General features: G+C 68.4%; 26 protein-coding genes. 13 read left to right on the forward strand and 13 right to left on the reverse strand.

Features of this window, described 5'->3' with window-relative positions:
* Positions 1 to 24: 24 nt before the first annotated feature.
* Entirely contained in the window at positions 25 to 831 is an 807-nt protein-coding gene (phyR, locus tag JMT67_RS08590; RefSeq protein WP_152948987.1) for an anti-anti sigma factor/receiver protein PhyR, read from the reverse strand.
* 201 nt (positions 832 to 1,032) lie between these two features.
* Here phyR and nepR point away from each other — a divergent pair, with 201 nt between their 5' ends.
* The 5 genes from nepR (at position 1,033) to JMT67_RS08615 (ending at position 5,402) form a co-directional block, all read left to right on the forward strand.
* Complete coding sequence (nepR, locus tag JMT67_RS08595) at positions 1,033 to 1,236, forward strand: anti-sigma T factor NepR (RefSeq protein ID WP_054764057.1); 204 nt, start codon at positions 1,033 to 1,035, stop codon at positions 1,234 to 1,236.
* On the forward strand, positions 1,233 to 1,844 hold the full coding sequence (locus JMT67_RS08600) for a sigma-70 family RNA polymerase sigma factor (protein WP_054764058.1): 612 nt from the start codon (positions 1,233 to 1,235) through the stop codon (positions 1,842 to 1,844). The genes nepR and JMT67_RS08600 overlap by 4 nt, the downstream gene beginning before the upstream one ends.
* A 6-nt stretch (positions 1,845 to 1,850) precedes the next feature.
* Positions 1,851 to 3,623 carry a sensor histidine kinase PhyK gene (phyK, locus tag JMT67_RS08605; protein WP_321208007.1) on the forward strand — a complete coding sequence of 591 codons (1,773 nt, stop codon included), beginning with the start codon at positions 1,851 to 1,853 and terminating at the stop codon, positions 3,621 to 3,623.
* Positions 3,624 to 3,706: 83 nt separating this feature from the next.
* Complete coding sequence (locus JMT67_RS08610; protein WP_017505506.1) at positions 3,707 to 3,844, forward strand: entericidin A/B family lipoprotein; 138 nt, start codon at positions 3,707 to 3,709, stop codon at positions 3,842 to 3,844.
* A gap of 103 nt (positions 3,845 to 3,947) precedes the next feature.
* Entirely contained in the window at positions 3,948 to 5,402 is a 1,455-nt protein-coding gene (locus JMT67_RS08615; protein WP_182714016.1) for an NAD-dependent succinate-semialdehyde dehydrogenase, read from the forward strand.
* A 3-nt stretch (positions 5,403 to 5,405) separates the two neighbouring features.
* Here the strand turns inward: JMT67_RS08615 and JMT67_RS08620 are convergent, their stop codons facing one another.
* From JMT67_RS08620 to JMT67_RS08630, 3 genes are read right to left on the reverse strand one after another with little or no spacing between them, the layout of a single operon-like run.
* Complete coding sequence (locus JMT67_RS08620; RefSeq protein WP_054764059.1) at positions 5,406 to 5,786, reverse strand: helix-turn-helix domain-containing protein; 381 nt, start codon at positions 5,784 to 5,786, stop codon at positions 5,406 to 5,408.
* Positions 5,761 to 6,054, reverse strand: a complete 294-nt coding sequence (locus JMT67_RS08625) for a BrnT family toxin (protein WP_183218368.1) — start codon at positions 6,052 to 6,054, stop codon at positions 5,761 to 5,763. The genes JMT67_RS08620 and JMT67_RS08625 overlap by 26 nt, the downstream gene beginning before the upstream one ends.
* Before the next feature lie 34 nt (positions 6,055 to 6,088).
* Positions 6,089 to 6,565, reverse strand: coding sequence for an Lrp/AsnC family transcriptional regulator (locus JMT67_RS08630; RefSeq protein WP_054764061.1), 477 nt, complete (start codon positions 6,563 to 6,565; stop codon positions 6,089 to 6,091).
* Positions 6,566 to 6,709: 144 nt separating this feature from the next.
* Between JMT67_RS08630 and ald the strand changes: the two genes are divergently transcribed.
* On the forward strand, positions 6,710 to 7,828 hold the full coding sequence (ald, locus tag JMT67_RS08635) for an alanine dehydrogenase (RefSeq protein WP_183218366.1): 1,119 nt from the start codon (positions 6,710 to 6,712) through the stop codon (positions 7,826 to 7,828).
* Position 7,829: 1 nt separating this feature from the next.
* Here the strand turns inward: ald and JMT67_RS08640 are convergent, their stop codons facing one another.
* Positions 7,830 to 8,639, reverse strand: a complete 810-nt coding sequence (locus JMT67_RS08640; protein WP_201463233.1) for a hypothetical protein — start codon at positions 8,637 to 8,639, stop codon at positions 7,830 to 7,832.
* Positions 8,640 to 8,749: 110 nt separating this feature from the next.
* Here JMT67_RS08640 and obgE point away from each other — a divergent pair, with 110 nt between their 5' ends.
* Both obgE and JMT67_RS08650 read left to right on the forward strand, forming a co-directional pair.
* A complete protein-coding gene (obgE, locus tag JMT67_RS08645; protein ID WP_183218364.1) occupies positions 8,750 to 9,796 on the forward strand; it encodes a GTPase ObgE in 1,047 nt (348 codons plus the stop codon).
* Positions 9,797 to 9,942: 146 nt separating this feature from the next.
* Positions 9,943 to 10,860 (forward strand): hypothetical protein, encoded by a 918-nt coding sequence (locus JMT67_RS08650; RefSeq protein WP_183218362.1) that lies wholly within the window; start codon positions 9,943 to 9,945, stop codon positions 10,858 to 10,860.
* A 27-nt stretch (positions 10,861 to 10,887) separates the two neighbouring features.
* Here JMT67_RS08650 and JMT67_RS08655 read toward each other — a convergent pair whose 3' ends face one another.
* Entirely contained in the window at positions 10,888 to 12,048 is a 1,161-nt protein-coding gene (locus JMT67_RS08655) for a kynureninase/PvdN C-terminal domain-containing protein (protein WP_201463234.1), read from the reverse strand.
* A gap of 37 nt (positions 12,049 to 12,085) precedes the next feature.
* Positions 12,086 to 13,744 carry a GNAT family N-acetyltransferase gene (locus JMT67_RS08660; RefSeq protein WP_152948995.1) on the reverse strand — a complete coding sequence of 553 codons (1,659 nt, stop codon included), beginning with the start codon at positions 13,742 to 13,744 and terminating at the stop codon, positions 12,086 to 12,088.
* Between the two features lie 155 nt (positions 13,745 to 13,899).
* Between JMT67_RS08660 and JMT67_RS08665 the strand changes: the two genes are divergently transcribed.
* Positions 13,900 to 14,454, forward strand: coding sequence for a hypothetical protein (locus tag JMT67_RS08665; protein ID WP_201463235.1), 555 nt, complete (start codon positions 13,900 to 13,902; stop codon positions 14,452 to 14,454).
* Positions 14,455 to 14,598: 144 nt separating this feature from the next.
* On the opposite strand, the gene JMT67_RS08670 is transcribed toward JMT67_RS08665, so the two are convergent.
* Positions 14,599 to 14,841, reverse strand: coding sequence for a GlsB/YeaQ/YmgE family stress response membrane protein (locus tag JMT67_RS08670; protein WP_007442559.1), 243 nt, complete (start codon positions 14,839 to 14,841; stop codon positions 14,599 to 14,601).
* 192 nt (positions 14,842 to 15,033) lie between these two features.
* On the opposite strand from JMT67_RS08670, the gene JMT67_RS08675 reads away from it, so the two are divergent.
* Together JMT67_RS08675 and hisN are read left to right on the forward strand one after the other, a co-directional pair.
* Positions 15,034 to 15,414, forward strand: a complete 381-nt coding sequence (locus JMT67_RS08675; protein WP_054764069.1) for a helix-turn-helix domain-containing protein — start codon at positions 15,034 to 15,036, stop codon at positions 15,412 to 15,414.
* A gap of 62 nt (positions 15,415 to 15,476) precedes the next feature.
* Entirely contained in the window at positions 15,477 to 16,262 is a 786-nt protein-coding gene (gene hisN / locus JMT67_RS08680) for a histidinol-phosphatase (RefSeq protein WP_201463236.1), read from the forward strand.
* Between the two features lie 490 nt (positions 16,263 to 16,752).
* On the opposite strand, the gene JMT67_RS08685 is transcribed toward hisN, so the two are convergent.
* The 3 genes from JMT67_RS08685 to JMT67_RS08695 form a co-directional block, all read right to left on the reverse strand.
* On the reverse strand, positions 16,753 to 17,802 hold the full coding sequence (locus JMT67_RS08685) for an alpha/beta fold hydrolase (RefSeq protein ID WP_201463237.1): 1,050 nt from the start codon (positions 17,800 to 17,802) through the stop codon (positions 16,753 to 16,755).
* Complete coding sequence (locus JMT67_RS08690; protein ID WP_183218138.1) at positions 17,799 to 18,710, reverse strand: class I SAM-dependent methyltransferase; 912 nt, start codon at positions 18,708 to 18,710, stop codon at positions 17,799 to 17,801. Before JMT67_RS08690 ends, JMT67_RS08685 begins: the two co-directional genes overlap by 4 nt.
* Before the next feature lie 88 nt (positions 18,711 to 18,798).
* A complete protein-coding gene (locus JMT67_RS08695; protein ID WP_201463238.1) occupies positions 18,799 to 19,599 on the reverse strand; it encodes a class I SAM-dependent methyltransferase in 801 nt (266 codons plus the stop codon).
* 259 nt (positions 19,600 to 19,858) lie between these two features.
* On the opposite strand from JMT67_RS08695, the gene JMT67_RS08700 reads away from it, so the two are divergent.
* Entirely contained in the window at positions 19,859 to 20,332 is a 474-nt protein-coding gene (locus JMT67_RS08700; RefSeq protein ID WP_201463239.1) for an Hsp20 family protein, read from the forward strand.
* A 46-nt stretch (positions 20,333 to 20,378) separates the two neighbouring features.
* Here JMT67_RS08700 and JMT67_RS08705 read toward each other — a convergent pair whose 3' ends face one another.
* Together JMT67_RS08705 and JMT67_RS08710 are read right to left on the reverse strand one after the other, a co-directional pair.
* Positions 20,379 to 20,867, reverse strand: a complete 489-nt coding sequence (locus JMT67_RS08705; protein WP_201463240.1) for an RNA pyrophosphohydrolase — start codon at positions 20,865 to 20,867, stop codon at positions 20,379 to 20,381.
* 107 nt (positions 20,868 to 20,974) lie between these two features.
* Entirely contained in the window at positions 20,975 to 22,168 is a 1,194-nt protein-coding gene (locus JMT67_RS08710; RefSeq protein ID WP_201464018.1) for a divergent polysaccharide deacetylase family protein, read from the reverse strand.
* A 172-nt stretch (positions 22,169 to 22,340) separates the two neighbouring features.
* On the opposite strand from JMT67_RS08710, the gene ppc reads away from it, so the two are divergent.
* Positions 22,341 to 25,040 carry a phosphoenolpyruvate carboxylase gene (gene ppc, locus JMT67_RS08715; protein ID WP_325100327.1) on the forward strand — a complete coding sequence of 900 codons (2,700 nt, stop codon included), beginning with the start codon at positions 22,341 to 22,343 and terminating at the stop codon, positions 25,038 to 25,040.
* The last annotated feature ends 123 nt before the right edge of the window (positions 25,041 to 25,163 follow it).

Below are 25,163 nucleotides of genomic sequence, written 5' to 3' on the forward strand. Positions count from 1 at the left end.
TTGGGGGCGCAAGAGGGTTCGAGATTAAGCCGCTTCCTTGTGGCGCGACGGATGGAAGAACAGGGCCTGGCTGATCGCCGCCTTCACCGTCTCGGGCTGGAAGGGCTTGGTGATCAGGAAGGTCGGCTCAGGCCTTTCGCCGGTCAGAAGGCGTTCGGGGAAGGCGGTGATGAAGATCACCGGCACGTCGATGTCCTTCAGGATGTCCTTGACCGCATCAATGCCGGAAGAGCCGTCGGCCAGCTGGATGTCGGCAAGAACCAGGCCGGGCTTGTGGCGAGCCACCGCCTCGACGGCCTCGTCATGGGTGGTCGCAGCCCCGGTGACGCGGTGGCCCAGTTCCTTCACCAGGCTCTGAATGTCGGCGGAGATGATGGCCTCGTCCTCGATCACCAGGACGTCGGTGGCCAGTTCGGCGTCGATGTCCGACTGGGCGTCGGCGATCAGCCGCTCGACGTCGCGGGGATCGGCCGAAAGGATCTGGGCCGCTTCCGAAGGCGTGAAGCCTTCCAGGGCCGTCAGCAGAAAGGCCTGGCGCGAGCGCGGCGCGATCCGCATCAGGCGACGCGAAGCCTCGTCGCGGCCGTCGCCCAAGGCGCCGATCTGAGACCCGCTTTCCAACTGGGCGCCGGTCGAGGACCAGATGGCGTGGAAGACGTGATAGAGGGCGACGCGCGGCGTCATGTCCGGCGAGAGCTGCTGCTCTCCCGCAGCCAGCGCTTCGAGTGCGACCCGCACATAGTTGTCGCCGGTCGATTGATCGCCGGTGAGGGCCCGCGCATAGCGGCGGACATAGGGCAGATGCGGCGCAAGTCTGGCCAGAAGGCTCATGCTGGATAGTCCCCGACAGAGGCTGCGCGCCCGAGGATGGACGACAGCGATACAGAGGCTGAAAACGCCAAAGCCCCGATGCGGTTCCGCAGCGCTTGCGCTCTGTCGATTTTTATTACCGCATCTGAGGAACCCGGAGCCAGAGGGACCGTTAATGGACCTGCATTTCTGCACTGCAGTTGGGTGGGCGGTGTTCTGTCTATGATTGACTCTTCCGATTCCTCGCGGCGCAAGGGCGCCGGCAACACGGGGGAGGCGGGGCTCGAAGAAGCTCGCCTTCGTCAACAGGCCATCGGCGTCAAGCTACGGCACATGTTCGACGAGGTGGTCAACGAGCCCGTGCCTGACGAATTCCTGGATATTCTGAAGCGCGCCGACGCCAAGGCGTCGGACGGTGGCGCATGAGCACGTCCCGATTGGGCGCCGCGCCCAAACCCGCCTCTGCGGATGATGAGGGCTTCAAGCGGGAACTGGTCCTGCTGATTCCGCATCTGCGCGCCTTCGCCCGCACCTTGACGGGCGATGCGACGGCCGCTGACGATCTGGCCCAGGATGCGATGATGAAGGCCTGGGACGCGCGCGCCAGCTACCAGATGGGCACCAATATGAAGGCCTGGACCTTCATGATCCTGCGCAACCAGTTCTATTCCGAGAAACGCCGGTCCTGGCGTCAGTCGCAGCTGGACCAGGAGGCCGCCGAGCGGACCCTGGTGGCGGTGGACGACCCCGAGGCCCCGGTGGCCCTGGACGAACTGCGTCAGGCGCTGAAGACCCTGCCCGAAGAGCAGCGCGAGGCCCTGATCCTGGTCGGCGCCGGAGGCTTCGCCTATGAGGAGGCGGCCGAAATCTGCGGCTGCGCCGTCGGCACGGTCAAGAGCCGCGTCAGCCGGGCGCGCCGCGCGCTTCTGACCACCTTGGAAAAGGGCGGATACAGCCGCGACGGCAAGGCCGCCGGGGACGCCATGCGCACCATTCTCGGCGAGGCCGACAGGCTGGCCGGCGCGCGGTCCTGAGCCTCGGTGAACCAGGCCGCCCAATCCGACGCCCCCGCGCCGAGGCCTCGCCTGGGACGACGCTGGAATTCGGCCCGGTTCCAAGGCATTCGCTTCCGGCTGGGCACGGCCATGGCCTTGGCCCTGCTGCCCATCCTGATCCTGATCGTCATCCAGACCCAGGCGGACTTCCGCCGGCAGGCGGATGATCGCCGCACCGATCTGCAACTCGCCGCCGAACGCAGCGCCGGCAGCGCCAAGGCGCGGCTGGACAGCGCCCAGGTTCTGCTGCGCGCGCTCAGCCCCGACGCCCTGGGCCCCTATTGCGCGCCACGCCTGACCGCCCTGGTCGATCGGCTGGAGGGTTATGAGGGCCTTTATCGCCTGAGCCCGACGGGCGAGGCGGTCTGTTCCTCCGGACGTCCCGAGGGATTGCGGTCGGGCGTGACGCCGGCGGCGGGCTCGACCTGGTTCCAACGGCTTCGCCGCGGCGAGGATCTGGTGGTGGTTCGCGCCCCCGTCTACGCCGGCTATCCCGCCGCCCTGATCGTCGCCATCCGGGCCGAACGGCCGATGGGCCGGTTCGACGGCGCCATGGCGGCCGTCATTCCCCTGTCGGCGCTTCAGCCGGACACTCGCGATCCGGCCCTGCCCGACCAGTCCGAAGCGGCGCTGACGGACGCCGCAGGGCGGGTGCTGCTCGCCAGCGACCCCGCCGCCTTCCGCCTGTCGGACGGGGGCGACGTCACCGGCTGGGTGGAGCGCGCGCGAGACCAGGGCTCGGCCGTCTTTGCGGGCAAGGACAGCCAGGGCCAGCGCCGCGACTACGCCGGAGCGGTTCTGGCCGGGGGCGATCTCTACGCCCTGCTGTCGGCGCCGGCGCCGGGGCTGTTGTCCTGGGCGCGGCTCAATCCGATCGGCACCCTGCTTCTGCCCCTGGGCGCCTGGCTGACGGCCTTCGCCGCCGTCATGCTGCTGTCCGAGCGGATCTTCATCCGCTGGCTGGACTATCTGGAACGGATCGCCGCCCTCTATGCGCGCGGTCGCTTTTCGGTGCGGCCGCTCCAGGCCATGAACGCCCCGTCGGAAATCCGCGTCATGGCTCGGACCCTGGACGAAATGGCCGAGGCCATCACCCAGCGCGACCGGGAGCTGAACGCCTCCCTGGCCGAAAAGGACGCGCTGATGCGCGAAATCCACCACAGGGTGAAGAACAATCTGCAGATCATCTCCTCGCTTCTGTCGATGCAGCAGCGGGCCCTGACCGACGCCCCGGCCAAGGCGGCGCTGGGCGACACGCGCCAGCGGATTTCGGCCCTGGCCCTGATCTATCGCACCCTGTACCAGAGCGAGGACATCCGCCACGCCGACGCCCGCGACTTCCTGAACGAGCTGGTGGGCCAGCTCATCGCCGGCGAGGCGGTGCGCGGCCATGTGGTGGTCAGTTCGGTGGACGCCGATTCCCTCTATGTCGATCCTGACAAGCTGGCGCCCCTGGCCCTGTGGCTGGTCGAGGCCGTCAACAATGCGCAGAAGCACGCCTTCGCCGGTCGCGGCGGCGCGCTGAAGGTCCGCTTCCGGGTCTATGGCGAGACGTCCATTCTGGAAGTCGAGGACGACGGTCCGGGGGGCTCCGCCGCCGCCGAGGCTGGCGTGGGTCAGACCCTGATGGGCGCCTTCGCCAAACAGCTGCGGGGCGAGACCGAGTTCGTGGAGGCGCCGGGCGGCGGCTCCATCGCCCGCATGACCTTCGCCACGCCCGAAGCCCTGTCGCCCGCCGACCCGGCCGACAAGGCCTGAAGCCGGAGGGAACCGCCGCCGTGGCGTCGCGTTCCTAGGGCAAGACCGACAGACTCCCATGTCGGCTGAACCGGAGCCTTCTCATGCGTAAGATCTTTGTCCTGGTCGCCGCCGCCGCCGCCCTGACCACCGCCGCCTGCAACACCGTCGAAGGCGTGGGCCGCGACACCCAGGCCGCCGGCCAAGCCGTGACCGGCGCCGCCCAAGACGCCAAGAACTAAGCCGCCGCCGCCTCGCCTTCCCGACAGGCGAGCCGCATCGGACTTGCAAGGCCCCGCTTCGTCGGGGCCTTGTTCGTTTCGGGACAGCCTCAGGAGATTGATCGTGAACCAGACCGCCAAGAACGCCGGCCTCGCCCTGATGCGCCAGCACGCCCTGATCGCCGGCGAGCCGATCCCGGCGAACGGGTCAGGCATTGCGGTGGACGACCCCGCGACCGGCGAGGTGATCGGCCATGTCCCCGAGCTGGGCGCCGCAGAGACGGACGCCGCGATCCAGGCTGCCGCCGAGGCCTTTCCCGACTGGTCGCGCGGCGATCCGCACAGGCGTGCGGCCTTCCTGCGCCAGTGGGCCGCCTTGATTGATCAGAACCTCGAAGGCCTGGGCGCCCTGATGGCCCTGGAGAACGGCAAGCCCTTCGAGGAGGCCAAGGGGGAGGTGACCTACGCCAACGGCTTCATCAAATGGTTCGCCGGCGAGGCCGAGCGGCTGATCGGCGAGACCCAGGACAGCCCGCTGGGCCATCTGCTGCTGACCTATCGCGAGGCGGTGGGGCCCTGCGCCCTGATCACCCCGTGGAACTTCCCGGCGGCCATGCTGACGCGCAAACTGGGACCGGCCTTTGCAGCGGGATGCACCGCCGTGGTCAAGCCAGCCAGCCAGACCCCGTTCACGGCCATCGCCCTGGCCGAGCTCGCCTATCAGGCCGGCCTGCCGGTCGGCGCCCTGTCGATCGTGACGGGCGAGGCGAGCGTGATCGGCAAGGTGCTGACGGACAGCCCCCTGATCCGCAAACTGTCCTTCACCGGCTCGACCGGCGTGGGCCGCAAGCTGGCCGAACAGTGCGCCCCGACCTTGAAACGGGTGTCGATGGAACTGGGCGGGGCCGCCCCCCTAATCGTCTTCGCCGACGCCGATCTGGACCTGGCCGTCGCCGAGACCATCAAGGGCAAGTTCAGGAACTCGGGCCAGACCTGCGTCTGCCCCAACCGGGTCTATGTCGAGCGGTCCGTCGCCGAGGCCTATGCCGAGAAGCTGGCGGCCGAGGTGGCGAAGATCAAGGTGGGCGCAGCCTTCGAAGAGGGGGTCAAGGTCGGTCCCCTGATCGAGGACAAGGCGATCGAGAAGGTCGAGAAACATGTGACGGCGGTGAGGGCCGACGGCGGGCGGGTTCTGACCGGCGGATCGCGTCATGAGTTGGGCGGCCGCTTCTTCCAGCCGACCGTGACCCTGGGCGGCGACGACGCCCTGTTCCGCGAGGAAGAGACGTTCGGTCCGATGATCCCGGTCTTCGCCTTCGACACCGAGACCGAGGCGCTGGACAAGGCCAACGCCAGCGAATTCGGCCTGGCCTCCTATCTGTTCACCCGCGACCTGGATCGGGCCATGCGGTTCAGCCGCCGCATCGAGGCGGGCATGTGCGGGGTCAACACCGGCCTGATCTCCACCGCCGTCGCCCCGTTCGGCGGGGTCAAACAGTCCGGCTACGGCCGCGAGGGCTCGATCCACGGCATAGACGAATATGTGGATGTGAAGACCGTGACCCTGGCGCTGAGATAGAGGTCAAGCCGCGTCGAAGGTCGTTTCCACCTCGGCGACCGTCCGAGCGATCCTCTGGGGTTCTTGATCGATCATCCGCAGAAACGCCAAGAGCGGCAAATCCGGCGATGACCGCGCCTGCTCCCAATCCCGCAGACGCGCCAGGCCGATCCGATAGGTGGCGGCGAACTGAGGCTGGCTCAGGCCGAGCCCCTCTCTGACCCGGCGCACCTCGCGCGCCACCGCCATCCGCATCAGGCGATCTGAATCCACCGGCGGGTTGTCCGCGTCGGAGACGGCGCCGACGGCTAGGACCTCATCCGACCGCCGGCCTGCGTCACGCAGCGCGCCTTCGTCCAGCGCGGGCGTCTGTCCCCGATTACGGGTGAAGGAAACTTGCTTCATAGGCCTTTCTTTCATGGGCGGTCGCCGCTCGGGCGGAGATGGTGCGGATCACGGCCTCTTCAGGTTCGGCGTAGACCACGACCAGCACCGTTTCTCCGACACGGCCGATGCACAGGCTCCTGTATTCGCCGTTGGAGAACTGATCGAAGTCCTCGAGCCTCCAGGGATCATCGAACACATAGGTCGCATCCTCGAAACGGACGCCGTGTTTGACGAAGTTGGATCGAGCCTTCCCGTCATCCCACTGGAAATGTAGTTCGTCCTCCACTCTTGCATCATACGGGTTTTCCGCACGGCCGCAACTAAATGGGCAGAACCCCGCGCTTGACCACCGATCGCATGGCCACGCTGGACGAGACCCGGTGGACGCCGGGCAGGCGCGTCAGGGTCTTGGCGTGGACCCGTTCCAGATCATCGACGTCGCGCACCACCAGACGCAGCAGATAGTCGGCGCCGCCGGTCATCAGATAGCATTCCATCACCTCGGGCGCGGCCGCCACCGCCTGTTCGAAGGCGCTCAGCGCCGCCTCGGACTGGGACGACAGGGTGACGGTGACGAAGACGCTGATCGGCAGGCCCACGGCCCGTTCGCTGATCACGGCCGCATAATGATCGACCACGCCGGCCGCTTCCAGCGCTCGCAGCCGGCGCAGGCAGGCGCTTTCGGACAGGGCCACCTGACGGGCCAGGTCGGCGTTGGTCATGCGGCCGTCCTGTTGCAGCAGACGGAGCATCTTCCTGTCGGTTCCGTCCAGTTCGACGGCGGAAACGGTCTTCATGGGCCAACCTCTTCGCAGAAAATTCGCATGTACGGCGATCAGGCCCTGAAATGAACAGGATTCTGCGTTCGGCTCGGCGCTATATGTGCCGTCTGCGATCCGCCCAGGAGAGGCGGAGGTTTGAACCCATCACGGAGAGGCCCCATGCGAGTCGGCGTTCCCAGCGAGATCAAGAAGAACGAACACCGGGTCGGCCTGACGCCGACGGCGGTGCGCGAATATGTGGCCCACGGCCATTCGGTCTCGGTCCAGACCGGCGCCGGCCTGGGCGCCGGCTTCACCGATGCGGATTACGAGAAGGCCGGCGCGACCCTGGTCCCCGACGCGGCGACCGTCTTTGCCAACAACGACATGATCGTGAAGGTCAAGGAGCCGCAGAAGGTCGAGTGGGAGATGCTGCGCGAGGACCAGATCCTCTACACCTATCTGCACCTGGCGCCGGATCCGGAACAGACCAAGGGCCTCCTGGCGTCGAAATGCGCGGCCGTGGCCTATGAGACCGTGACCGATGCGCGCGGCGGCCTGCCGCTGCTGGCGCCCATGTCCGAAGTCGCCGGTCGGATCGCCGTCTTCTCGGCGGCAGAGACCCTGTTGAAGCACAACGGCGGCATGGGTCTGCTGTTCTGCGGCGTGCCGGGCGTGGCGCCGGCTCGCGTGCTGGTGCTGGGCGGCGGCGTGGTCGGTCTGAACGCAGCGCGGATGGCCATGGGCCTGGGCGCCGAGGTGGTGGTGCTGGAGCGCTCGATCCCCCGCATGGCCTATATCGACGAAGTCACCAACGGCCGGGTCATCACCCGCTATTCCTCGATCGGCGCGATCGAAGAGGAAATCGTCAAGGCCGATGTGGTGATCGGCGCCGTCCTGGTGCCCGGCGCCTCGGCGCCGAAACTGGTCAAGCGCGAACATCTGGCCAAGATGAAGCCCGGCTCCGTGCTGGTCGACGTGGCCATCGACCAGGGCGGCTGTTTCGAGACCTCGCACGCGACGACCCACGAAGACCCGACCTATGTCATCGACGGCGTGGTCCACTATTGCGTCGCCAACATGCCCGGCGCCGCGCCCCGCACCAGTTCCGAAGCCCTGAACAACGCCACCCTGCCCTTCGGCCTGGCCCTGGCGGATCACGGTCTGGAGGCGCTGAAGAAGGACCCGCACCTGGCGCGCGGCCTGAACGTTCTGAAGGGCGAGATCACCTATCCGGCGGTCGCCCAGGCTCTGGGCATGGACTGGAGCGATCCGTTCGGCGTCTGGGCCAAGGGCTGATCTAGACGCTCAGCGAGACGCCGGCCGCCCCCAGTTCGCGGCCGGCGGTCTCGACCGCGCGCAGCGCCTCGGCGGCGGCCTGATCGGCCTCGTCCGCCTGTCGAGTCTGAGCAGGGTTTGAGCTCGCCTGCTGCTGAGCGCGCTTGGCCAGGGTCTTGATCTGGTTGGCGAGGTCGCGGACCTCCCTCAGAAAGTCGCGGTCCTCCTGCTGGGCGGCGCTGCGGCGGGCCTGTTCTAGGCTCCGCGCCTGGGCCTCTTCGGCCATGCGGCGATAGGGATTGGCGTCCGCCTTGGCGGCCCCGTCCGACTTTTCACCTTCCGACTTTTCACCTTCCGACTGGGTCTGATCGACGCCCGGTTCTTTCTGGCCTTCCGCCGCCGACGCCGTCTCGGTCGAGGCCGCATCCGGGGCTGCGGCGACCTCAGCGCCTGTATCGGCGGCGGCCGCAGGATCGGAGGCCGTCTCGCCCTGAAGGGTCGCCGTCGGCGCGCCCGAGGCCGCCGCCGCCAGGCCGCCGCCTGCATCCCCGCCGCCGTACATCTTCACGGCGGCCTTCAGCTCTCGCGCCAACTGAGCCAACAGCTTGGGATCGGCCGAGCCGCTCATTTGCAGCATTCGGATGCGGGCCTTGAGCTGTTCGACCTTCTGTTTGGCCGAAGCCTTGCGCTGCGCCTTGGCGTCGTCGGCGGCGGCGCTCGCGCTCTGTTTCAGGGTCTCCACGGCGGAACGGGCGGCGCGCAGCTTGGCTTCGGCGCGCTCCTGCACCTGTTTTTCCCGCTGCGCCCGACTTTCCGCCAGGACAGTCGTCATGGAGGTTGCGACCGAGACATTCATTGGAGGGAGTCTGGCGCGACAGGCTTAACACCCTCTGAATGACGGGGCGCCTCGCCCTCGCCGCCGTCTTTTGGCATAAGCCCGCGATGAAGTTCCTCGACCAGGCCAAGATCTATATCCGCTCCGGCAACGGCGGCGCGGGCTCCGTGTCGTTTCGACGCGAGAAATTCATTCCCAACGGCGGCCCCGACGGCGGCGACGGCGGCAAGGGCGGCGACGTCTGGATCGAGGCGGTCGAGGGGCTGAACACCCTGATCGACTATCGCTACCAGCAGCATTTCAAGGCCCAGACCGGCCACCACGGCCAGGGCCGCCAGATGCACGGCGGCAAGGGCGAGGACGTGGTCCTGAAGGTGCCGGTCGGCACCCAGGTGCTGGACGAAGACAAGGAGACGGTGCTGCTGGACATGGATACGCCCGGCAAGGTCGAGCTGCTGCTGAAGGGGGGCAATGGCGGCTGGGGCAATGTCCGCTTCAAGGGACCGACCAACCAGGCGCCCGCCTACGCCAACCCCGGCCAGGAGGGCCAGGAGCGTTGGGTCTGGCTGAGGCTGAAACTGATCGCCGACATCGGCCTGGCGGGCCTGCCCAACGCGGGCAAGTCCACCTTCCTTTCGGCGGCCAGCGCGGCCAAGCCCAAGATCGCCGACTATCCCTTCACCACCCTGGCGCCTAATCTGGGCATGGTGGACCTGTCGCCGACCGAACGGTTCGTCATCGCCGACATCCCCGGCCTGATCGAGGGCGCCAGCGAAGGCGCGGGCCTGGGCACCCGCTTCCTGGGCCATGTCGAACGCTCGGCCAGCCTGATCCATCTGATCGACGGCACGCAGGAGGACGTGGTCCAGGCCTATCACATCATCCGGGGCGAACTTGAAGCCTATGGCGAAGGGCTGGCGGACAAGGCCGAGATCCTGGCCTTGAACAAGATCGACGCCCTGACGCCCGAAGAGCGCGAGGAAAAGGCGGCGGCCCTGGAGGCGGTCGCGGGCCGTCGGCCCATGCTGGTGTCGGGCGTGTCCGGCGAGGGCGTGCCCGCCCTGCTGCGCGCCGCCTGGGCCGAGGTGAAGAAGACCCGGGGCGCCCTGGGCGGGGACAGCGAGGCGGATCAGGTCTCGGGCTGGCAGCCCTGATTGACGGCGGCCGCGCGCCCGACAGATGTGGCGCGCGCACGTCACCCTGAGATTTCGGCGATCTGGGTCTGCGTGAATGAAGCGGACAACGGTTTTCGATGCTATGCGTTAACCGTGCCAACGGTGAAGCTGGAGCACCCCGCCTGATGCGTCGTTTCTTGATATGGTCGGTTCTGGCCGCCCTGGTCGGTCTGGTTTTGGCCGGGACGGGCTATTGGGCCTATTGGAACTTCTATTCGCGCTTCCAGCCCGTCACCATCACGCGCAATCAGGCCCAGATTCAGCAGCTGCTGGACGAGGCTTCCTGGGTCTCGGGCGGCGGCGGGGGCGACCCCCTCTATGTCATCGGCTATCGCGACAGCGCCTCGACCCAGCGTTACGTCCGCGAAGAGATCGACAAGCTGAAGGCGGCCGGGGTGGAGCCCCGCATCATCCTGTTCGCCCGGGCCGACCGGGAAGGCGCAGCCCAGTCCACGGCGGCCGAACGGGCCACCGTCGCCGAACTGTGGCTGACCCGCGACTGGTCGCTGTACCAGCGCTGGATCCAGACACCCGCGCGAGAATGGACGGCGGCCGGCATTCCGGCGGCCGACGGCAATCTGGCCCGCGCCGCCGTGGTCGAGGCCAGTCGTCAGTTCGACGCCCGCCTGACCGAACTGCTGAAGGACGCAGGCGTGCAGATCACCTATCCGCTGGTGCTGTGGCGGGATCGGGACGGATTCCTGAAGGCCTGCGGCTGCGCCGACAGCCGCGCCTGGCCGTTCATCCGCGATGACCTGAACGCGCCGGATCGGGTCGGGACGGCCACGCCCGATGCGGACGCCGCCTCGGCGCCTTACGGCGGTGAAACGCCCGCTCCGGGCTCCGATCCCTCCGCCCTGCCCTATCCGAACCTGCCGGCCATTCCGCCGGCCGCCACACCGCCTGGAGCCGCTCCACAGGCTCCTGGCGCGCCGACGCCGGGCGCCCAGGGTTCGGCCCCCAATGGGCAGGCCCCCGACCGAACGCCGCCGCCCCGCGCCGCGCCGACGCCCAAGACCCAGGACGACAGCACCTTTTTCTGATCGGGCTCCCGCCCCTTCAAGCCGCCTTCACACCGCCCGGCAGGCCGCGATCAGCCGATCCACGTCCGCAGCGTCCTGATAAAGGCCGAAGCCGAAGCGGATCACGTCGTCGCGGACGTCCGTCACCACCCCCGCCGCCAGCAGGGTCGCGCGCCACGCCTGGGCGTTGGGATGACGCAGGGCCAGGAACCGGGCGCGCGTCCCGTCGCCGACGACGGGGTTCAAAATCTCGGCCTCGCCGAAAACACCCGCCTCGCCCGCACCGACCGCCGCCTGGAACTGCAACGCCAGCGCCCGGCCGTGTTCGGCGACGTCCTCCGTCGTCAGCCCCGCCTGGCTCAGCATCCCGCGGGCGGCGTTGAACCGGTACAGGGCCGAACTGTCGAAGGTGGCCCCCCAGAAACGGCCGCCGTCCGAGCGATACTGAACCCCGCCGGGCGGCCCCGACAGATCCCCGAACTCGGCGAACCAGCCGGTGATGACGGGCCTGGGGCCGAAACCGTCGGGCGCGTGCAGGAAACAGGCGCCCTCGCCCGCCATGGCGTACTTATAGCCGCCGGCGACATAGAAGACCCGGTCCGCGACGCCCGACAGGTCGGTCGGCGTGGCCATGAAGCCGTGATAGCCGTCGATCAGCACCCAGGGGCCCTCCGGCCGGGCCAGCGCCGCCAGGGCCTCGATCCGGTCGAACAGCCCCCCGGTGCGGAAGAAGACATGGCTGACGACGATCCAGTCGTAGCCGCCGCCCTGGGCCGCCGCAGCGAACCGCTCTGCAAAGGTCTCGAACGGGGCCAGGGGCACGCGCGTGACGACGGCCTGGCCCGCCTCCTCCCACCGGTCGGCCTGGCGACGGAACGAGTGGAACTCTCCGTCCGTCGACAGGATCCGCACGGGCCGGCGCTCGATCGCCGAAAAGACCCGCAGCAGCAGATCGTGAGTGTTGGGGGCGAAGACCAGGCTGTTCGGGTCGGGAAGCCCCAGTTCGGCCGCGACCTCCGCCTGGGCCCGGGGAATGACCTCGCCGAAGATCAGATCCCATTTGCGATCGGCGTGCAGATTGGCGTCGAGCCAGGCCTGCTGCTGCGCCTCGAATGAGGCGTCAGGCCACAGATGGTGGCTGTGGGCGGCGAAATGCAGGCGCTCAGGCGCCAGGGACAGGGCGCGTGAAAAGAGGGCTTTGAACGACATGGGCGCACCATGACGGCTTCGACCCCGAACGTCGAGATCAGCGCGCCCGCCGGAGCCCCAACATCCCCAGCCAGCCGCCGCTGGTCAGCAGGGCCACGTCCAGCAGGGCCAGGGGCAGGGGCGTGGGGACTGGCGCGGCGATGAAACGGGCCTTCCATTCGGGGCCGAACTTGCCCTTGTAGCTGCGCAGACCCTGGAAGCCGTAAAGGGCGCCGCCCTCTTCGAACACCAGGGCGCCCACCCGCGCGAAGACAGGGGCGATGCGGCGATCCTCCAGCCCCGCCAGGGGCGCCATGCCCAGGTCGAACTCGGCGATCCCCTCGGCCTTGGCCCATTGGACGCAGCGGGTGAACAGATAGTCCATGACCCCGTGCGGGGCGTCGGGCGTATAGCGCATCAGATCCACCGCCGCCTCGCCCGGCGTGACCAGAAGATTGGCGAAGGCCACGATCCGGTCGCCCTCGCGCATCACCGCCAGCGGCGTCAGGTCCAGATAGTCGATGTCGAACCGGCCCAGAGAGAAGGCCTTTTCGGCCCCGTTGTGCATGGCCAGCCAGGCGTCCGAAATGGCGCGCAGTTCGGCCTCCAGAGGCCGGGCTGACCCGGGCGGCAGGACTTCGAACCGCGCCCCTTCCCGCTCGGCCCGGTTCAGGGCCGTGCGGAGGTTCTGCTTGCCCTTGCCCTCGGTGGTGAAGGTTTCCGTGCGGATCACCGCCGTCTCCCCGACCTTGCGAAGGGCCAGGCCCATGGTCGCCAGTTCGCCCAATATGTCGTCGCCGACGGAATAGAAGACCGCCGAACCGCCGTAGCTGTCGGCCATTTCGGCGAAGGCCCAGAGCAGCTCCTGCCGCTCCGCCATCAGGCCGGCGGGTTCGCCCATGGCGATCCAGCGCCGCCCGCGCACGCGATAGGCCAGGAAGCTGCGGCCCGACGGGCTGAACAGCAGGGCCTTGTCGCCCAGCATGGCCAGCCAGGCTTCCGGGGCGGCGGCGTCGGCCGTCTCCAGCGCCTGACGCGCGCGTTCGATCTCCTCGCGCGACGCCGGGCCGTGGCTGTCGGCGCCGGGCGAACTGAGCAGAGACCGGCCTGCGACCAACAGGGTCAGCAGGGACAGGACCAGACCGGCCCGCAGGAAGCCGGAAGCCTGGCGATCGACCAGGAAACGCCACCACAGTTCGTCCGAATAGGCCACGTCCCGATAGGCGAAAAACCCCAGCCACAGCATGGAGATCACCACGGCGATCAACAGCAGCAGCCAGCCCGGCCGCAGAGGCTCGCTGAGACGCGAACGCCGGTTGAAGGCCGAGCGGCACGGCGCCAGCAGGACAGCCACGAGGATCAGATCGATCGATTCCCGCCAGTCCAGCCCCTTCAACAGAGAAAAGACCGCCCCCGCCGCCAGGGCCGCCATCGCCGCCCAATAGGCGCCGCGCCTGCGCCGCCACAGGCCCGCCGACAGCAACAGCAGGATAAAGCCGGCGATGCTGGCCATGAAATGCGACAGGTCGATCAGTATGGGCGAGACGACGCCCGTCAGGAGCCGTAACCGCTCGTCGAACTCGGGCGTCACCGCCGAGATCAGCATCAGCGCCCCCGCGCCGAAGGCGAGGACGGCGAAAACCTGGGGCGTCAGCTCATAGGCCAGCCCGAGCAGCCGCCGCACGAGCCGAGGCCCATAGATGTTCTTCTGGCTCACAGAGCCCCCCGATTCGCCTTTTCCGCCCCATCATAGACCAAGACTCGTCCAACCGGGGCGGGTCCAAGGTCATTTAGAGGCGCGTGAAACAATCCGTAACACGGCGGGTTTGGTCGATGCGGGCGCCGGGCCCGCTTGTACGAGGGTATAGTCCCATGAACATCAAGACCGCTTTTCTGACCAGCGCCGCCGCCGCCTTTCTGATCGCCGCGCCGGCCCTGGCCCAAGACGCCGCCTCGACCCCGCCGGCCTCTCCAGACGCCGCGGCCGCAGCTTCGAGCCAACAGAGCCTGCAACTGACGCCGGGCGTCTCGGTGCAAGGCCCTGACGGCGAGCTGGGCAAGCTGGAAGGCGTTCAGACCAACGCCTCGGGCGCTCAGGAGCTGACTGTCCGCGGCGCGGACGGCCAGGTTCGCGCCGTGCCGCTGAACGGCATTCGCCAGGAAGGCGAAGCCGTTAAGGTGGATTACACCAAGGCTGAGTTCGACGCCGCAGCCGCCATCGAGGGCGAGGCTTCCGCCACCCCCGACGCGACGACGCCGCCCGCTGACGACGCCATGACGTCTCCGACCGCGCCTGAGCCGACGACTGCGCCTGACGCGGCCCAGCCTACGCCGCCGACCCTGCCCGCCGAGCCGGCCCCGACCGAACCCACGGACCCCGCGACCTCAAGCGATCCGATGACCCCGCCGACCAGTCCCCAGGGCTGATCGCGGCAAGCCTCTGAAGGCTTGATCCTGGAAGGCGGTCGGCTCAGCCGGCCGCCTTTCCTGTGTCGGTGATCCGAGCCGGACAAAAAGAAGGGGCGGTTCCTGCGAACCGCCCCTTCGTCTTATATTGCCTTAAGTCGGGGGTCAGGCGCGACGCTTGACCAGGCCCAACAGGAACAGAAGGATCACGGCGCCGATGGTGGCGACGATGGTCGAACCGATCCAGCCGCCCCAGCTGATGCCCAGGGCGCCGGCGATGAAGCCGCCGATCAGGGCGCCGATGACGCCGACGATCAGATTGGTGATCAGGCCGTGGTTACGACCCATGATCTGTTCCGCGAGCCAGCCCGCGACGATGCCGATGATGATCCAGGCGATAATGCCCATGAGTTTGGTCCCTTCCTTCAAAAGCCAAGCTGCCGACTAAATGCGTCCGCCCCGATCGGGTTGCGCAACCCCGTCCCGATTCCCGGACAGGGGCCGCCAGCCCTTGCGAAGCCCGATTCCGGCATGGCGATTGCGAGGTTTCGGGCGAGCCGTGCCAATTCGGGACGGGTTGCAGATGAGGAATTGGGGGCCATGGCCACCGACATCGATCTCCACCTGGGCCGCCGTCTGCGGCGTCGCCGTCGCCTGCTGGGGCTGACGCAACAGCAGTTGGCCGTGCAGGTGGGCATCCGCTTCCAGCAGATTCAGAAATACGAATGCGGCGCCAACCGCATCTCGGCCGCCCGCCTGTGGCAGCTGGCCCAGGCGCTGGAGACGCCGGTCAGCTATTTCTATGACGGCGTGGCCGAAGCCCTGGAGAATAAGGGCGGCCTGCCCACGGCCCAGGAGGTCTTCTCGCGCAAGGAGACCCTGGACCTGATCCAGGCCTATTATCAGCTGGAGGAGCGCCCGCGCCGCCGCCTGCTGGACCTGGCCAAGTCGCTGCACGACTCCAAGGACGTCGCCGCCTGATCTGACGCCTCAGCCGGGCCCCTTCGGTTCCGTCCCGATCGATCATGCTCTAAGAGCCGCGCATGACCGAGTTCGAATCCTTTGCCGTGGAACTGGCGCACGCAGCCGCGCGCGTCACCCTGCCCTTCTTCCGCTCCGACATCGGCCATGAGGACAAGGGCGGCGCCAAGGGCTTCGACCCCGTGACCGAGGCCGACAAACAGGCCGAGGCGGCCATTCGCCGCCTGATCGCCGAACGCTATCCCGACCACGGGGTGATCGGCGAGGAATACGGCGAGGACCGGCCCGACGCCGAACATGTGTGGATTCTGGACCCCGTCGATGGGACGCGGGCCTTCATCTCGGGCCTGCCGCTGTGGACCACCCTGATCGCCCTGCGCGTCGGCGGCAAGCCGACCGTGGGCGTGATCGCCCAGCCCTATCTGGACGAGATCTTCATCGGCGGCCCGTCCGGCGCCCGGCTGCTGCGCGGCGAAACCGAGACGCCTTTGGCCGTGCGGGCCTGCGAGCATCTGACCGAGGCCGTCATCTCGACCACCGATCCGAACATCTTCAACGGCGCCGAACTGGGCGCCTGGACCCAGGTCCGCGCCGCCGCCCGCCTGGCCCGCCTGGGCTGCGACGCCTACGCCTACGCCATGGTGGCGGCCGGCAAGATGGACCTGGTCGCCGAAACCAGCCTGAAACCCTGGGACTGGTCCGCCTTGGTCCCGGTGATCGAGGCCGCCGGCGGCCAGGTGGTCAACTGGCGCGGCGCCACCCCGGACGACAGCGGCCAGATCCTGGCCGTGGGGGATGAACGGCTGATCGATCAGGCCCTGGTGACCTTGAAGCGGGCGGCGGCCTGAGAGGCGGAAGTCGGGACTGTCCGCGAGGGGTGGAAAGCAGACTTTAGCTCGCGTAGCGTCGCCGTATGGTCAGTTGGTTCAAAAGTGGCTGCGAGACCTGCCGCCAAGGCATCTTGTCGGGAGACATTTCCTCGCCTGCATTAATCGGAACCAGCAAAGCGCACCATGCCCACCTTCGCCGTTGCCAAGTCTGCGGGGCATGGTGGGAGGAGAACGAACGCGAGGCTCATGTCATCCCCGAACGGAAAGCGCGGGACACTTTCAAGGAGCTATTCTGAAAGTCCGACATGGGTCGATTTGCGAAATGGACCTCGGCGCCGAAATCCGACCTTGCCCCAACCTCAGCGGCAAAAATCTCTCCCGCCGTCATCCTCGGGCTTGACCCGAGGACCGGGCGCGGATCGGGCTCTGCGCTTGCCCCCTTCGCACAAGCGGCGGATCGTTCGATCCTCGGGGCAAGCCCGAGGATGACGACAGGGGGGTAGGCCCCTCACGCCACCGACGGCGTCTCCTCCGTCACGTCCTCGACCCGCGCCGACGGATCGGCCACGGCCCCCTTCGGCGGGGAGACATATTCCGCCATGGCGTCGAACTCGTCGAGGAAGACGGCGCGCATGGGGTCGGCTTCCATGATGACTTCGTGCTTGGCGCCGGGGACCTCGACATAGCGGCCGCGGCCCAGGCGTTTGGCGGCCCAGCGGGCGGTCTGTTTCCAGACCACGTCGTCGGCGTCGGCCTGGACGATGGAGACGGGGATCTTGACGGATTTCAGCGCCTTGGGCTTGAGCGCGCGCTCGCCGGCGTCCAGGGCGAAGGCCAGCCAGCCGTAGGTGGGGCCGCCGATGGCCAGGTGGGGGCAGGCGTACAGCTGCTGGCGCCACATCTCATAGCGGGTCTCGTCCGAGGTCAGGGCGTCCTCGGCGAAGGTGTGGTCGAACGGATCGTCCGGGTCGCCCAGCAGATAGTCGCCCGCATGGCCGTGGCGGATGCTCCAGCGCACGGCCAGCTTGACCGACCACATCGACCGTTTGCCCGTCTTGATCCGCAGCATGGGGCTGGACAGGACGGCGCCCGAAAAACGGGTCTCCCCGGCTTCCAGGGTCAGCAGGTTCAGACAGGCGCCCATCGAATGGCCGACCATGATCCAGGGCTTGGGGCACTGGTCCTCGAAGGTGTCCAGCAGCCGGCCGTAGTCGTCCAGAAACTCCTCCACCGCGCGGGCGTGACCCTTCAGCCGGTCGGGCAGGAGCCGGGCCGACAGGCCCTGGCCGCGCCAGTCATGGGTCAGGACGCACCAGCCGCGCGCCAGGAAGTTGCCGATGACCTCGAAATATTTCTCGATCGGCTCGGTGCGGCCGGGGCTGAGCACCACGGTGCCGCGCGGCTGTTCCGCGGTCAGGTGGGACGGCTTCCAGATGGCGGCGCGCAGCCGCATGCCGCCGGCGCCCCGATACCATTCGCCCTTGCCGCCGGGCGGCGAGGACGCGCCGGGAACCCCCATAAGGGGTGCGTTGGCGGCGAAGGCTTGGGCGCGGTTCACTCGGGCTTCCTGAACTTCAAGGTCATACGGTCGCTTTCGCCGATCGCTTCAAACTTGGATCGGTCGAAGGTCGGGTCAGCGGGCTGGCCCTGGGGGGCGGTCAGACGCATCGGCGGCAGGGTGTCGACACCGAACGGATGGTCCTTGGTGTCCTTCTCATTGGCGTTGATCTCGGAGGCCGCGACGAAGACGAAGCCGGCCTCGGCCGCCAGCTGTTTGACGAAGGCCTCCTGGACATAGCCGTTGGCGGCCACCGGATCCTGGTCCTCCTCCGGGGCCAGGCGGTGCTGCACCACCCCCAGAACCCCGCCGGGCTTGAGCGCCGCAAAGGCGTCGGCGAAGGCCTTTTCGGCGATGCCCGCCGCCATCCAGCCGTGCAGGGTGCGCATGAACAGGCACAGGTCCACCGTCCCGGCCGGCGCCACGGGGCCGGATGCGGCGCCGAAGGTGGTGAACTGGGGCTCGCCGTACAGCTTCTTGTCCGCACTGAACCGGGTCTGGAAGGCGGCGTTCAGCGCGGTCTGGGCCGGGTCGGCGGCGGGGCCTTCGGGAAAGAGGGCGGCGATATAGCTACCCTTGCCGCGCGCCAGATAGGGAGCCAGGATTTCGGTGTACCAGCCGCTGCCCGGCCAGAATTCGACCACCGTCATACTGGGCTGAAGACCGAAGAAGCGCAGGGTCTCCATCGGGTGGCGAAAGGCGTCGCGCGGCCGGTCCTGGGCGCGCCAGGGGCCGGCGACGGCCCATTCCAGCGAACCTTCCGGCGGACCCGAGGGGGCCGGCGGCGCCTCGGGAGCGGCCTCCTTCTTGCGGCCGCAGGCGGCCAAACCGGTCAGGGCCAGACCGGTCGCGCCGGTCAGCAGGAATCGGCGGGACAGGCCGTGGGACGTCGCAGAAAGATCAACCATCAAAACACCCCCTCGGAAGCCGGCCCCCGCGTCCGGCTAACCTTGGTCGAACGGGCTTACCCACGTTCGCGACGCGGGTCAAAAGGGACTATTCGGGTTTGCGGAAACGCAGGGTCATACGGTCGCTTTCGCCGATCGCGTCGAAGGCCGCGCGCTGGTCCGGGGTCAGGGCGCCCGAGCCGTCGCGGGCCTGTGACTGGCGCACCGGCGGCAGGGTCCAGACGCCGAACGGATGGTCGTGGTCGTCCTTGGGGTTGGCGTTCAGCTCGCTGCGCGCCTCCAGCACGAAGCCGGCGTCCTGGGCCTCATGGATCACATAGCTTTCGGGGACATAGCCGGTGGAGGCGACCTCGGCGACGTTCAGCCCCTCGGCGCTGCGGTGCTGCTCCACCGCCAGAACCCCGCCGGGCTTCAGGGCGGCGTAAAACGCCTTCAGATAGGGCTCGGTGCGCCCGTCGCGCGACCAGTTGTGGAAGGCGCGGGCCACCAGGATGAAGTCGGCCGAACCGGGGGCGACCTCCATCGTCTCCAGCGGGCGGTTGACGGCGACGTATCGACCGCCGGTCGCCGCGGCGTAGGGTTCGAGGATATGGCGCCACCAGCTGGCGCGGCCGGGCTCGATCTCCACCACCGTCATGCCGGGCTGCAGCCCCCAGAAGGTCAGGGATTCGTAAGGATGGCGGGCGGCGTCGCGGGCGCGGTCTTCGGGCGGGCGAGTCGGGGCGGCGACGGCGGCCTGAAGCGCCTTATCTTCCTCCAGGATCGGCAGGGTGCTGGACAGGGCCGAGCGCGGCGGGGTCCAGGCGCCTTCCGTCTGGGCTGGGACGGTTTGGGCGGCGGCGGGAAGGGCGACGAGGACGGCGGCGAGGCCGAGCAGATGAAGGCGCATGGGGGACGGGCTCCTGGTGCGGGTCACCTTCCTTAAGAGACCTGAGGACAGGCGCAAATGACGATCCCGAGACACCGACATTCGGTCGCAGCCTGGGCGCCCCTTGACGGCCGATCTGCGCCTCCCATCTTTGTTTCCGAGAGCGCCGATGTCGGGCTCTCCGGACGGACGAGGCCGGTTTCGGGTCGTCGGTCTGAACTCCCACCGTCCGGGCAAATCGCCGGGCGGCTCAACCTTGCTGATCCTCAGGAGGATGCTGATGCGTACCTATGATTTCACCCCGCTGTACCGTTCGGCCGTCGGTTTCGACCGCCTGGCCAACCTGCTGGAAACCGCCGCGCGGACCAGCCAGGACAGCGGCTATCCCCCGTACAATATCGAGACCACGGGCGAGAACGCCTATCGCATCGAGATCGCCGTCGCCGGATTTTCTCCCGACGAGCTGAACATCGAGGTGAAGGAAAATCTGCTGACCGTGACCGGGCGCAAGACCGCCAATGACGACGCCGCCGCGCAGAAGACCTATCTGCACCGCGGCCTGGCCGAGCGCGACTTCGAACGCCGCTTCCAGCTGGCCGACTATGTGGTCGTGACCGAGGCCAATCTGGTCAACGGCCTGCTGTCGATCTCGCTGAAGCGCGAACTGCCCGAGGCGCTGAAGCCCCGCCGGATCGAGATCGGCGGCGCCCAGCCCCTGATCGAGGGCAAGACCGAGAAGTCCAAGGCGGCCTGATCGGTCCGACAGAACTGGAAAGGGCGGCGGTTTCGCCGCCCTTTTTCTATGCCGGCTTTCGGCCCGCCAGATGGGCGAAGGCGGCGACCACCTGTTCATAGGCCGGACGTTTGAACGGCACGATAAGGTCGCAGGCCTCCGACAGGTCGCCCCAGCGCCAGGCGTCGAACTCGATCTCCTCGTCGGCCTGCAGGTCGATCTCGCTGTCCTTGCCGGTGAAGCGGAAGGCGAACCACTGCTGGCGCTGCCCCTTGAAGCCGCGCCAGGCCTTGGGATTGTTTATCGCCTCCGGTGGGAAGTCGTACAGGATCCAGTCGTCGGTCCGGGCGAGGAACTCCACCGAGGTCACGCCGGTCTCTTCCTTCAGCTCGCGCAGGGCCGCGACCGTCAGATCCTCGCCGTCATCCACCCCGCCCTGCGGAAACTGCCAGTTATGCGGTCCCGGCGTCGCGTGTCGCCGGCCGTACCAGACCTGGCCGTCGGCGTTGAACAGCACGACACCGACATTGGGGCGGTAGAGGGTGAGGTCGGTCATCGAGTGGCGAGTGGCGGGTGGCGATTGGCGAGGAAGAACGACCGCCCCTGTGCGCTCGGAGGGCGAGCGTCCCTACTCGCCACGCGCCACTCGCCACTCGCCACTTCCTAGCGCCCCGGCCGAAGCGTCATCGCCGACGCCGGCGCCAGTTGCAGGCCGCGCTGCTCCAGGCCGGCGGTCCAGCGGGCCGCGGCCTCGACCGTGACCGGATAGGCGAAGCCGGTCCCCATGGCCGAGCCGCGCAGCTTGGCCTGGGCCTCCAGACTGTTCAGGGCGCCGATGATGGCGGCGGGCGACTGGGTCTGGTCGATCACCTTGTCGGCGCTGGCCCTGGCCCAGGCGCCGGGGCGGCGCTGGAAGGAGCCGTCGTCCAGGAAGGCGAGACCCTTCTGGCGCAGAATCGTCAGGAAGGCGCCCATGCCCGCGTCCGAACCGGCGAACCGGTCGCCCAGATAGTTGGTCACGCCGAAATAGCCTGTGGCGCGACCCAGCAGCCAGTCCAGCTTGGCCTCGACATCGTCGGGCGTGCCGTTGGCCAAAAGCGTATAGGGGCCGGGGTCGTTGTCGGGATAGCCGCTGGGCTCCATCGGCATTTCCAGCATGACCTCATGGCCCTGGGCCCGGGCCTGGTCGATCCAGGACTGGAGATTGTCGGCATAGGGGACGAAGCTGAGGGTCACCTCGGCCGGCAGGCGTTCGATGGCGGCGCGGGTGGTGACGGCGTTCAGCCCCAGGCCGCCGACGATCAGGGCCACGCGCGGCTTGCCGTTCGAGCGGAAGGGCCGGGCGTAGGCCTGGGCCGGGACGCGGCCGTCGGGCGCGATCATCGGCAGGGGACCGCTGGGGCCGGGCTGGGACAGGCCGGCGATCGGCGCCTTGGGCAGGGGCGAGGCCGGCTGGACCGGGGCGCTGTAGCTGGCGCCGCCCGCGACGGAAGCGCCGTCCGGCAGGGTGATCAAGGCCTCGCCGCCCGCCGCGCCCGACGGATCGCCGCTTCCCGTCAAATCCTGATAAAGGCCCATGGCTCCCATGGAGAAGGCTTCGAATCCGGTCGGGGCTGGGGCGTCCGGCGCGGCCGGCGCCCGGTCCAGGGCGATGCGGGCCGAAGGCGTGCCGGCGCGCGGGTCGCCCAGGACGGTCAAGAAGAGGGCGGTCGAGGTCAGCAGGAAGACGCCGGCCAGGGCCGCGACCACCGGCGGCTTCTTCAGCACGGCGACGACGGGTTTCAGACTCGGCTTGGCGCGCGGCGCCGGCGGGGCGCCGGCGGCGGCGGCGAGGGCGGACTGGCGTTTGGCGAACATGGACACGGGGCGGAATCCTTCACCCCCATGCTGCCATGCGCTCAGTTAAGAAATCCTAACGGGCGTTCACCACGATTGGAGCTGAGGGCGGCTGTCACGGATCGTGCGTTGACGGGCGTGTTTGCGGCCCCTCAGATGGGCTTCTCCCCACGCCGACCGAGGATATTCGCCGATGATGAGCCCTGCCGCCGACGACGCCCTGCGCGAAGAAGTCCGACTGCTGGGCGGGCTTCTGGGCGAGGTCATTCGCGCCGAAGGCGGAGAGGCCCTGTTCGAACACGTCGAGGCCGTGCGCCAGGCCTCCGTCGCCTATCACCGCGACCCCGCCTCCCATCCGGCGAAGCGGCTGGAGAAGCTGCTGACCGCCATGAGCGTGGATCAGGCGGCGGGTCTGGCGCACGGTTTCGCCCTCTTTTCCCTGCTCGCCAACATCGCCGAGGACCGGGCCACCCGCCGACGCGCCCAGCACCAGGCCGAGGCCGGCGCGCGTCCCGACACGCCCGAGGGCGCCTTGCTGCGGCTGGCCGATCAGAAGATCGACAAGGCGGCGGTGCGCGCCCTGTTGGACGAGGCCCTGATCTCGCCGGTCCTGACCGCCCACCCGTCCGAGGTGCGGCGCAAGAGCGTCATCGACCGGATCACCGCCATCTCCGATCTGCTGGATTCCTGCGACAAGGCCGGCGACGCCTGTTCGACGGCCCAGATCAACGAACCCCTGCGCCGCCAGATCGTCATCCTGTGGGCCACCCGCCTGGTGCGCACCCAGGGTCTGGTGGTGCAGGACGAGATCGACACCGTCGTCTCCTTCCTGGACCGCATCTTCCTGCGGGTCGCGCCGAAACAGCTGTCGGCCTGGCGTCGTCTGCTGGACGCGCCCCAGCTTCAGCCCTTCCTGCGGGTGGGCACCTGGGTCGGGGGCGACCGGGACGGCAATCCGAACGTGGACGGCGCGGTGCTGAGCGCCGCCTTCCGCACCCAGGCGCGGGCGGTCCTGGGCTTCTATCTGGAAGAGGTCCACGCCCTGGGCGCCGAGCTCAGCCTGGCGGCGGAACTGGCCGAGGTCTCGCCGGAACTGGCGGCCCTGGCCGACGCCGCCCAGGACCCGTCGCCGCACCGGGCGGACGAGCCCTATCGCCGCGCCCTGACCGGGGTCTATGCGCGTCTGGCCGCCACCTATGAGGCGCGGGGCGGCGCCCTGCCCCCGCGCCGCGCGGCCGTCGCGGCCGAAGCCTATGCCGGCCCCGACGCCTTCGAGGCCGATCTGCGAATCCTGCGCGACAGCCTGGTCTCGCACCACGGCGAGGTGTTCGCCGACGACCGGCTGAACGATCTGATCACGGCGGTCGAAATCTTCGGCTTCCACATGGCGACCCTGGACCTGCGCCAGAACTCGGACGTCCATGAGCGGGTCGTCGCCGACCTGTTGAAGACCGCCGGGGTCTGCCCCGACTATTCGGCCCTGGACGAAGAGGGACGGCTCGCCGTCCTGGCGGCCGAACTGGCCTCGCCGCGCCTGCTGTTCAGTCCCTATGCCGACTATGCGGCCGAAACCCTGAAGGAGCGGGCCATTCTCCAGGCCGCCGCCGACGCCCTGGCCGCCTTCGGCCCCCAGGCGATCCGCACCCATATCGTCTCCAAGACCGACGCGGCCTCGGACCTCTTGGAGGTCTATCTGCTGCTGAAGGAGGTGGGCCTCTACCGGCCCGAAGACCCCGCCGCCTGTCCGATCCAGGCCGCGCCTCTGTTCGAAACCATCGAAGACCTTCGGGCCTCGCGCCCGACCCTGGAGCGGCTGCTGAAGGAGCCCTCGGCCCTCGCCGTCGCCAAGGCGCGCGGGGTGCAGGAGGTGATGATCGGCTATTCGGACTCCAACAAGGACGGCTCCTATCTGACCTCGGGCTGGGAACTGCACGAGGCCTCGCGCGCCCTTGTCGAGGTGACGCGGGCCGCCGGTCTGAAGCTGCAGCTGTTCCACGGACGCGGCGGCACGGTCGGACGCGGCGGCGGCTCGGCCTTCGCCGGGGTCCTGGCCCAGCCGGAGGGCACGGTCCAGGGACGCATACGCACCACCGAACAGGGCGAGGTCATCGCCAACAAATACGGCGAGCCGGAGATCGCCCTGCGCAATCTGGACGCCCTGACCTGCGGCGCCGTGCTGGCCTCCCTGGGCCAGGGACGGGACCAGGCCTTCACCGCCGAACACGGCGCCACCCTGTCGGACCTGTCGGCCCGGTCGATGGCCGCCTATCGCAAGCTGGTCTATGAGACCCAGGGCTTCGTCGACTATTACCGCGCCGCCACCCCCATCGCCGAGATCGCCGACCTGAAGATCGGTTCGCGCCCGTCGTCGCGGACCGCCTCGACCCGGATCGAGGATCTGCGCGCCATTCCGTGGGTGTTCAGCTGGTCCCAGAGCCGGGTCATGCTGCCGGGCTGGTTCGGCTTCGGCTCGGCGGTCCAGGGCTGCGACATGGGCGAGTTGAAGGCGATGGCCGAGGCCTGGCCCTTCTTCAAGACTCTTGTTCAGAACATGGAAATGGTCATGGCCAAGTCGGACATGACCATCGCCCGTCGATACGCCACCCTGGTGAGCGACGCGGGTCTGGCCGCCGCCATCTTCGGCGAAATCCGCGACGAATGGCAGAGGACGCACGACGCCATCCTGGCCATCACCGGCCATGACAAGCTGCTGGGCGGCCAGCCGGAACTGGACCGTCTGATCCGACTGCGGATGCCCTATGTCGAGCCGCTGAACCACGTCCAGATCGAGCTGATCCGTCGCCGTCGCGCCGGGGACGAAGACCCCCGCGTCCGCGAAGGCATATTGCTGGCCATCAACGGCGTGGCGGCGGGTCTGAGGAACAGCGGCTGATTTCCGCCGACACCCTAAATCCGATTTAATTCAACCGTCACAGATCGGCGCCGTAATTCTCACTGCGGCGTTACAGAAGAAAGCTATTGCGCCTTCATCGTCACTTCGGGCGATTATCGTTCC

Source organism: Brevundimonas aurantiaca (assembly GCF_904830995.1).
Classification (GTDB): domain Bacteria; phylum Pseudomonadota; class Alphaproteobacteria; order Caulobacterales; family Caulobacteraceae; genus Brevundimonas; species Brevundimonas aurantiaca.

Bases quoted from the DNA above. Each gene is read 5' to 3' on its own strand.
- phyR (WP_152948987.1), bottom strand. From the start codon at position 831: ATGAGCCTTCTGGCCAGACTTGCGCCGCATCTGCCCTATGTCCGCCGC.
- nepR (WP_054764057.1), top strand. From the start codon at position 1,033: ATGATTGACTCTTCCGATTCCTCGCGGCGCAAGGGCGCCGGCAACACG.
- JMT67_RS08600 (WP_054764058.1), top strand. From the start codon at position 1,233: ATGAGCACGTCCCGATTGGGCGCCGCGCCCAAACCCGCCTCTGCGGAT.
- JMT67_RS08610 (WP_017505506.1), top strand. From the start codon at position 3,707: ATGCGTAAGATCTTTGTCCTGGTCGCCGCCGCCGCCGCCCTGACCACC.
- JMT67_RS08620 (WP_054764059.1), bottom strand. From the start codon at position 5,786: ATGAAGCAAGTTTCCTTCACCCGTAATCGGGGACAGACGCCCGCGCTG.
- JMT67_RS08630 (WP_054764061.1), bottom strand. From the start codon at position 6,565: ATGAAGACCGTTTCCGCCGTCGAACTGGACGGAACCGACAGGAAGATG.
- ald (WP_183218366.1), top strand. From the start codon at position 6,710: ATGCGAGTCGGCGTTCCCAGCGAGATCAAGAAGAACGAACACCGGGTC.
- JMT67_RS08640 (WP_201463233.1), bottom strand. From the start codon at position 8,639: ATGACGACTGTCCTGGCGGAAAGTCGGGCGCAGCGGGAAAAACAGGTG.
- obgE (WP_183218364.1), top strand. From the start codon at position 8,750: ATGAAGTTCCTCGACCAGGCCAAGATCTATATCCGCTCCGGCAACGGC.
- JMT67_RS08650 (WP_183218362.1), top strand. From the start codon at position 9,943: ATGCGTCGTTTCTTGATATGGTCGGTTCTGGCCGCCCTGGTCGGTCTG.
- JMT67_RS08655 (WP_201463234.1), bottom strand. From the start codon at position 12,048: ATGTCGTTCAAAGCCCTCTTTTCACGCGCCCTGTCCCTGGCGCCTGAG.
- JMT67_RS08665 (WP_201463235.1), top strand. From the start codon at position 13,900: ATGAACATCAAGACCGCTTTTCTGACCAGCGCCGCCGCCGCCTTTCTG.
- JMT67_RS08670 (WP_007442559.1), bottom strand. From the start codon at position 14,841: ATGGGCATTATCGCCTGGATCATCATCGGCATCGTCGCGGGCTGGCTC.
- JMT67_RS08675 (WP_054764069.1), top strand. From the start codon at position 15,034: ATGGCCACCGACATCGATCTCCACCTGGGCCGCCGTCTGCGGCGTCGC.
- hisN (WP_201463236.1), top strand. From the start codon at position 15,477: ATGACCGAGTTCGAATCCTTTGCCGTGGAACTGGCGCACGCAGCCGCG.
- JMT67_RS08690 (WP_183218138.1), bottom strand. From the start codon at position 18,710: ATGGTTGATCTTTCTGCGACGTCCCACGGCCTGTCCCGCCGATTCCTG.
- JMT67_RS08695 (WP_201463238.1), bottom strand. From the start codon at position 19,599: ATGCGCCTTCATCTGCTCGGCCTCGCCGCCGTCCTCGTCGCCCTTCCC.
- JMT67_RS08700 (WP_201463239.1), top strand. From the start codon at position 19,859: ATGCGTACCTATGATTTCACCCCGCTGTACCGTTCGGCCGTCGGTTTC.
- JMT67_RS08705 (WP_201463240.1), bottom strand. From the start codon at position 20,867: ATGACCGACCTCACCCTCTACCGCCCCAATGTCGGTGTCGTGCTGTTC.
- JMT67_RS08710 (WP_201464018.1), bottom strand. From the start codon at position 22,168: ATGTTCGCCAAACGCCAGTCCGCCCTCGCCGCCGCCGCCGGCGCCCCG.
- ppc (WP_325100327.1), top strand. From the start codon at position 22,341: ATGATGAGCCCTGCCGCCGACGACGCCCTGCGCGAAGAAGTCCGACTG.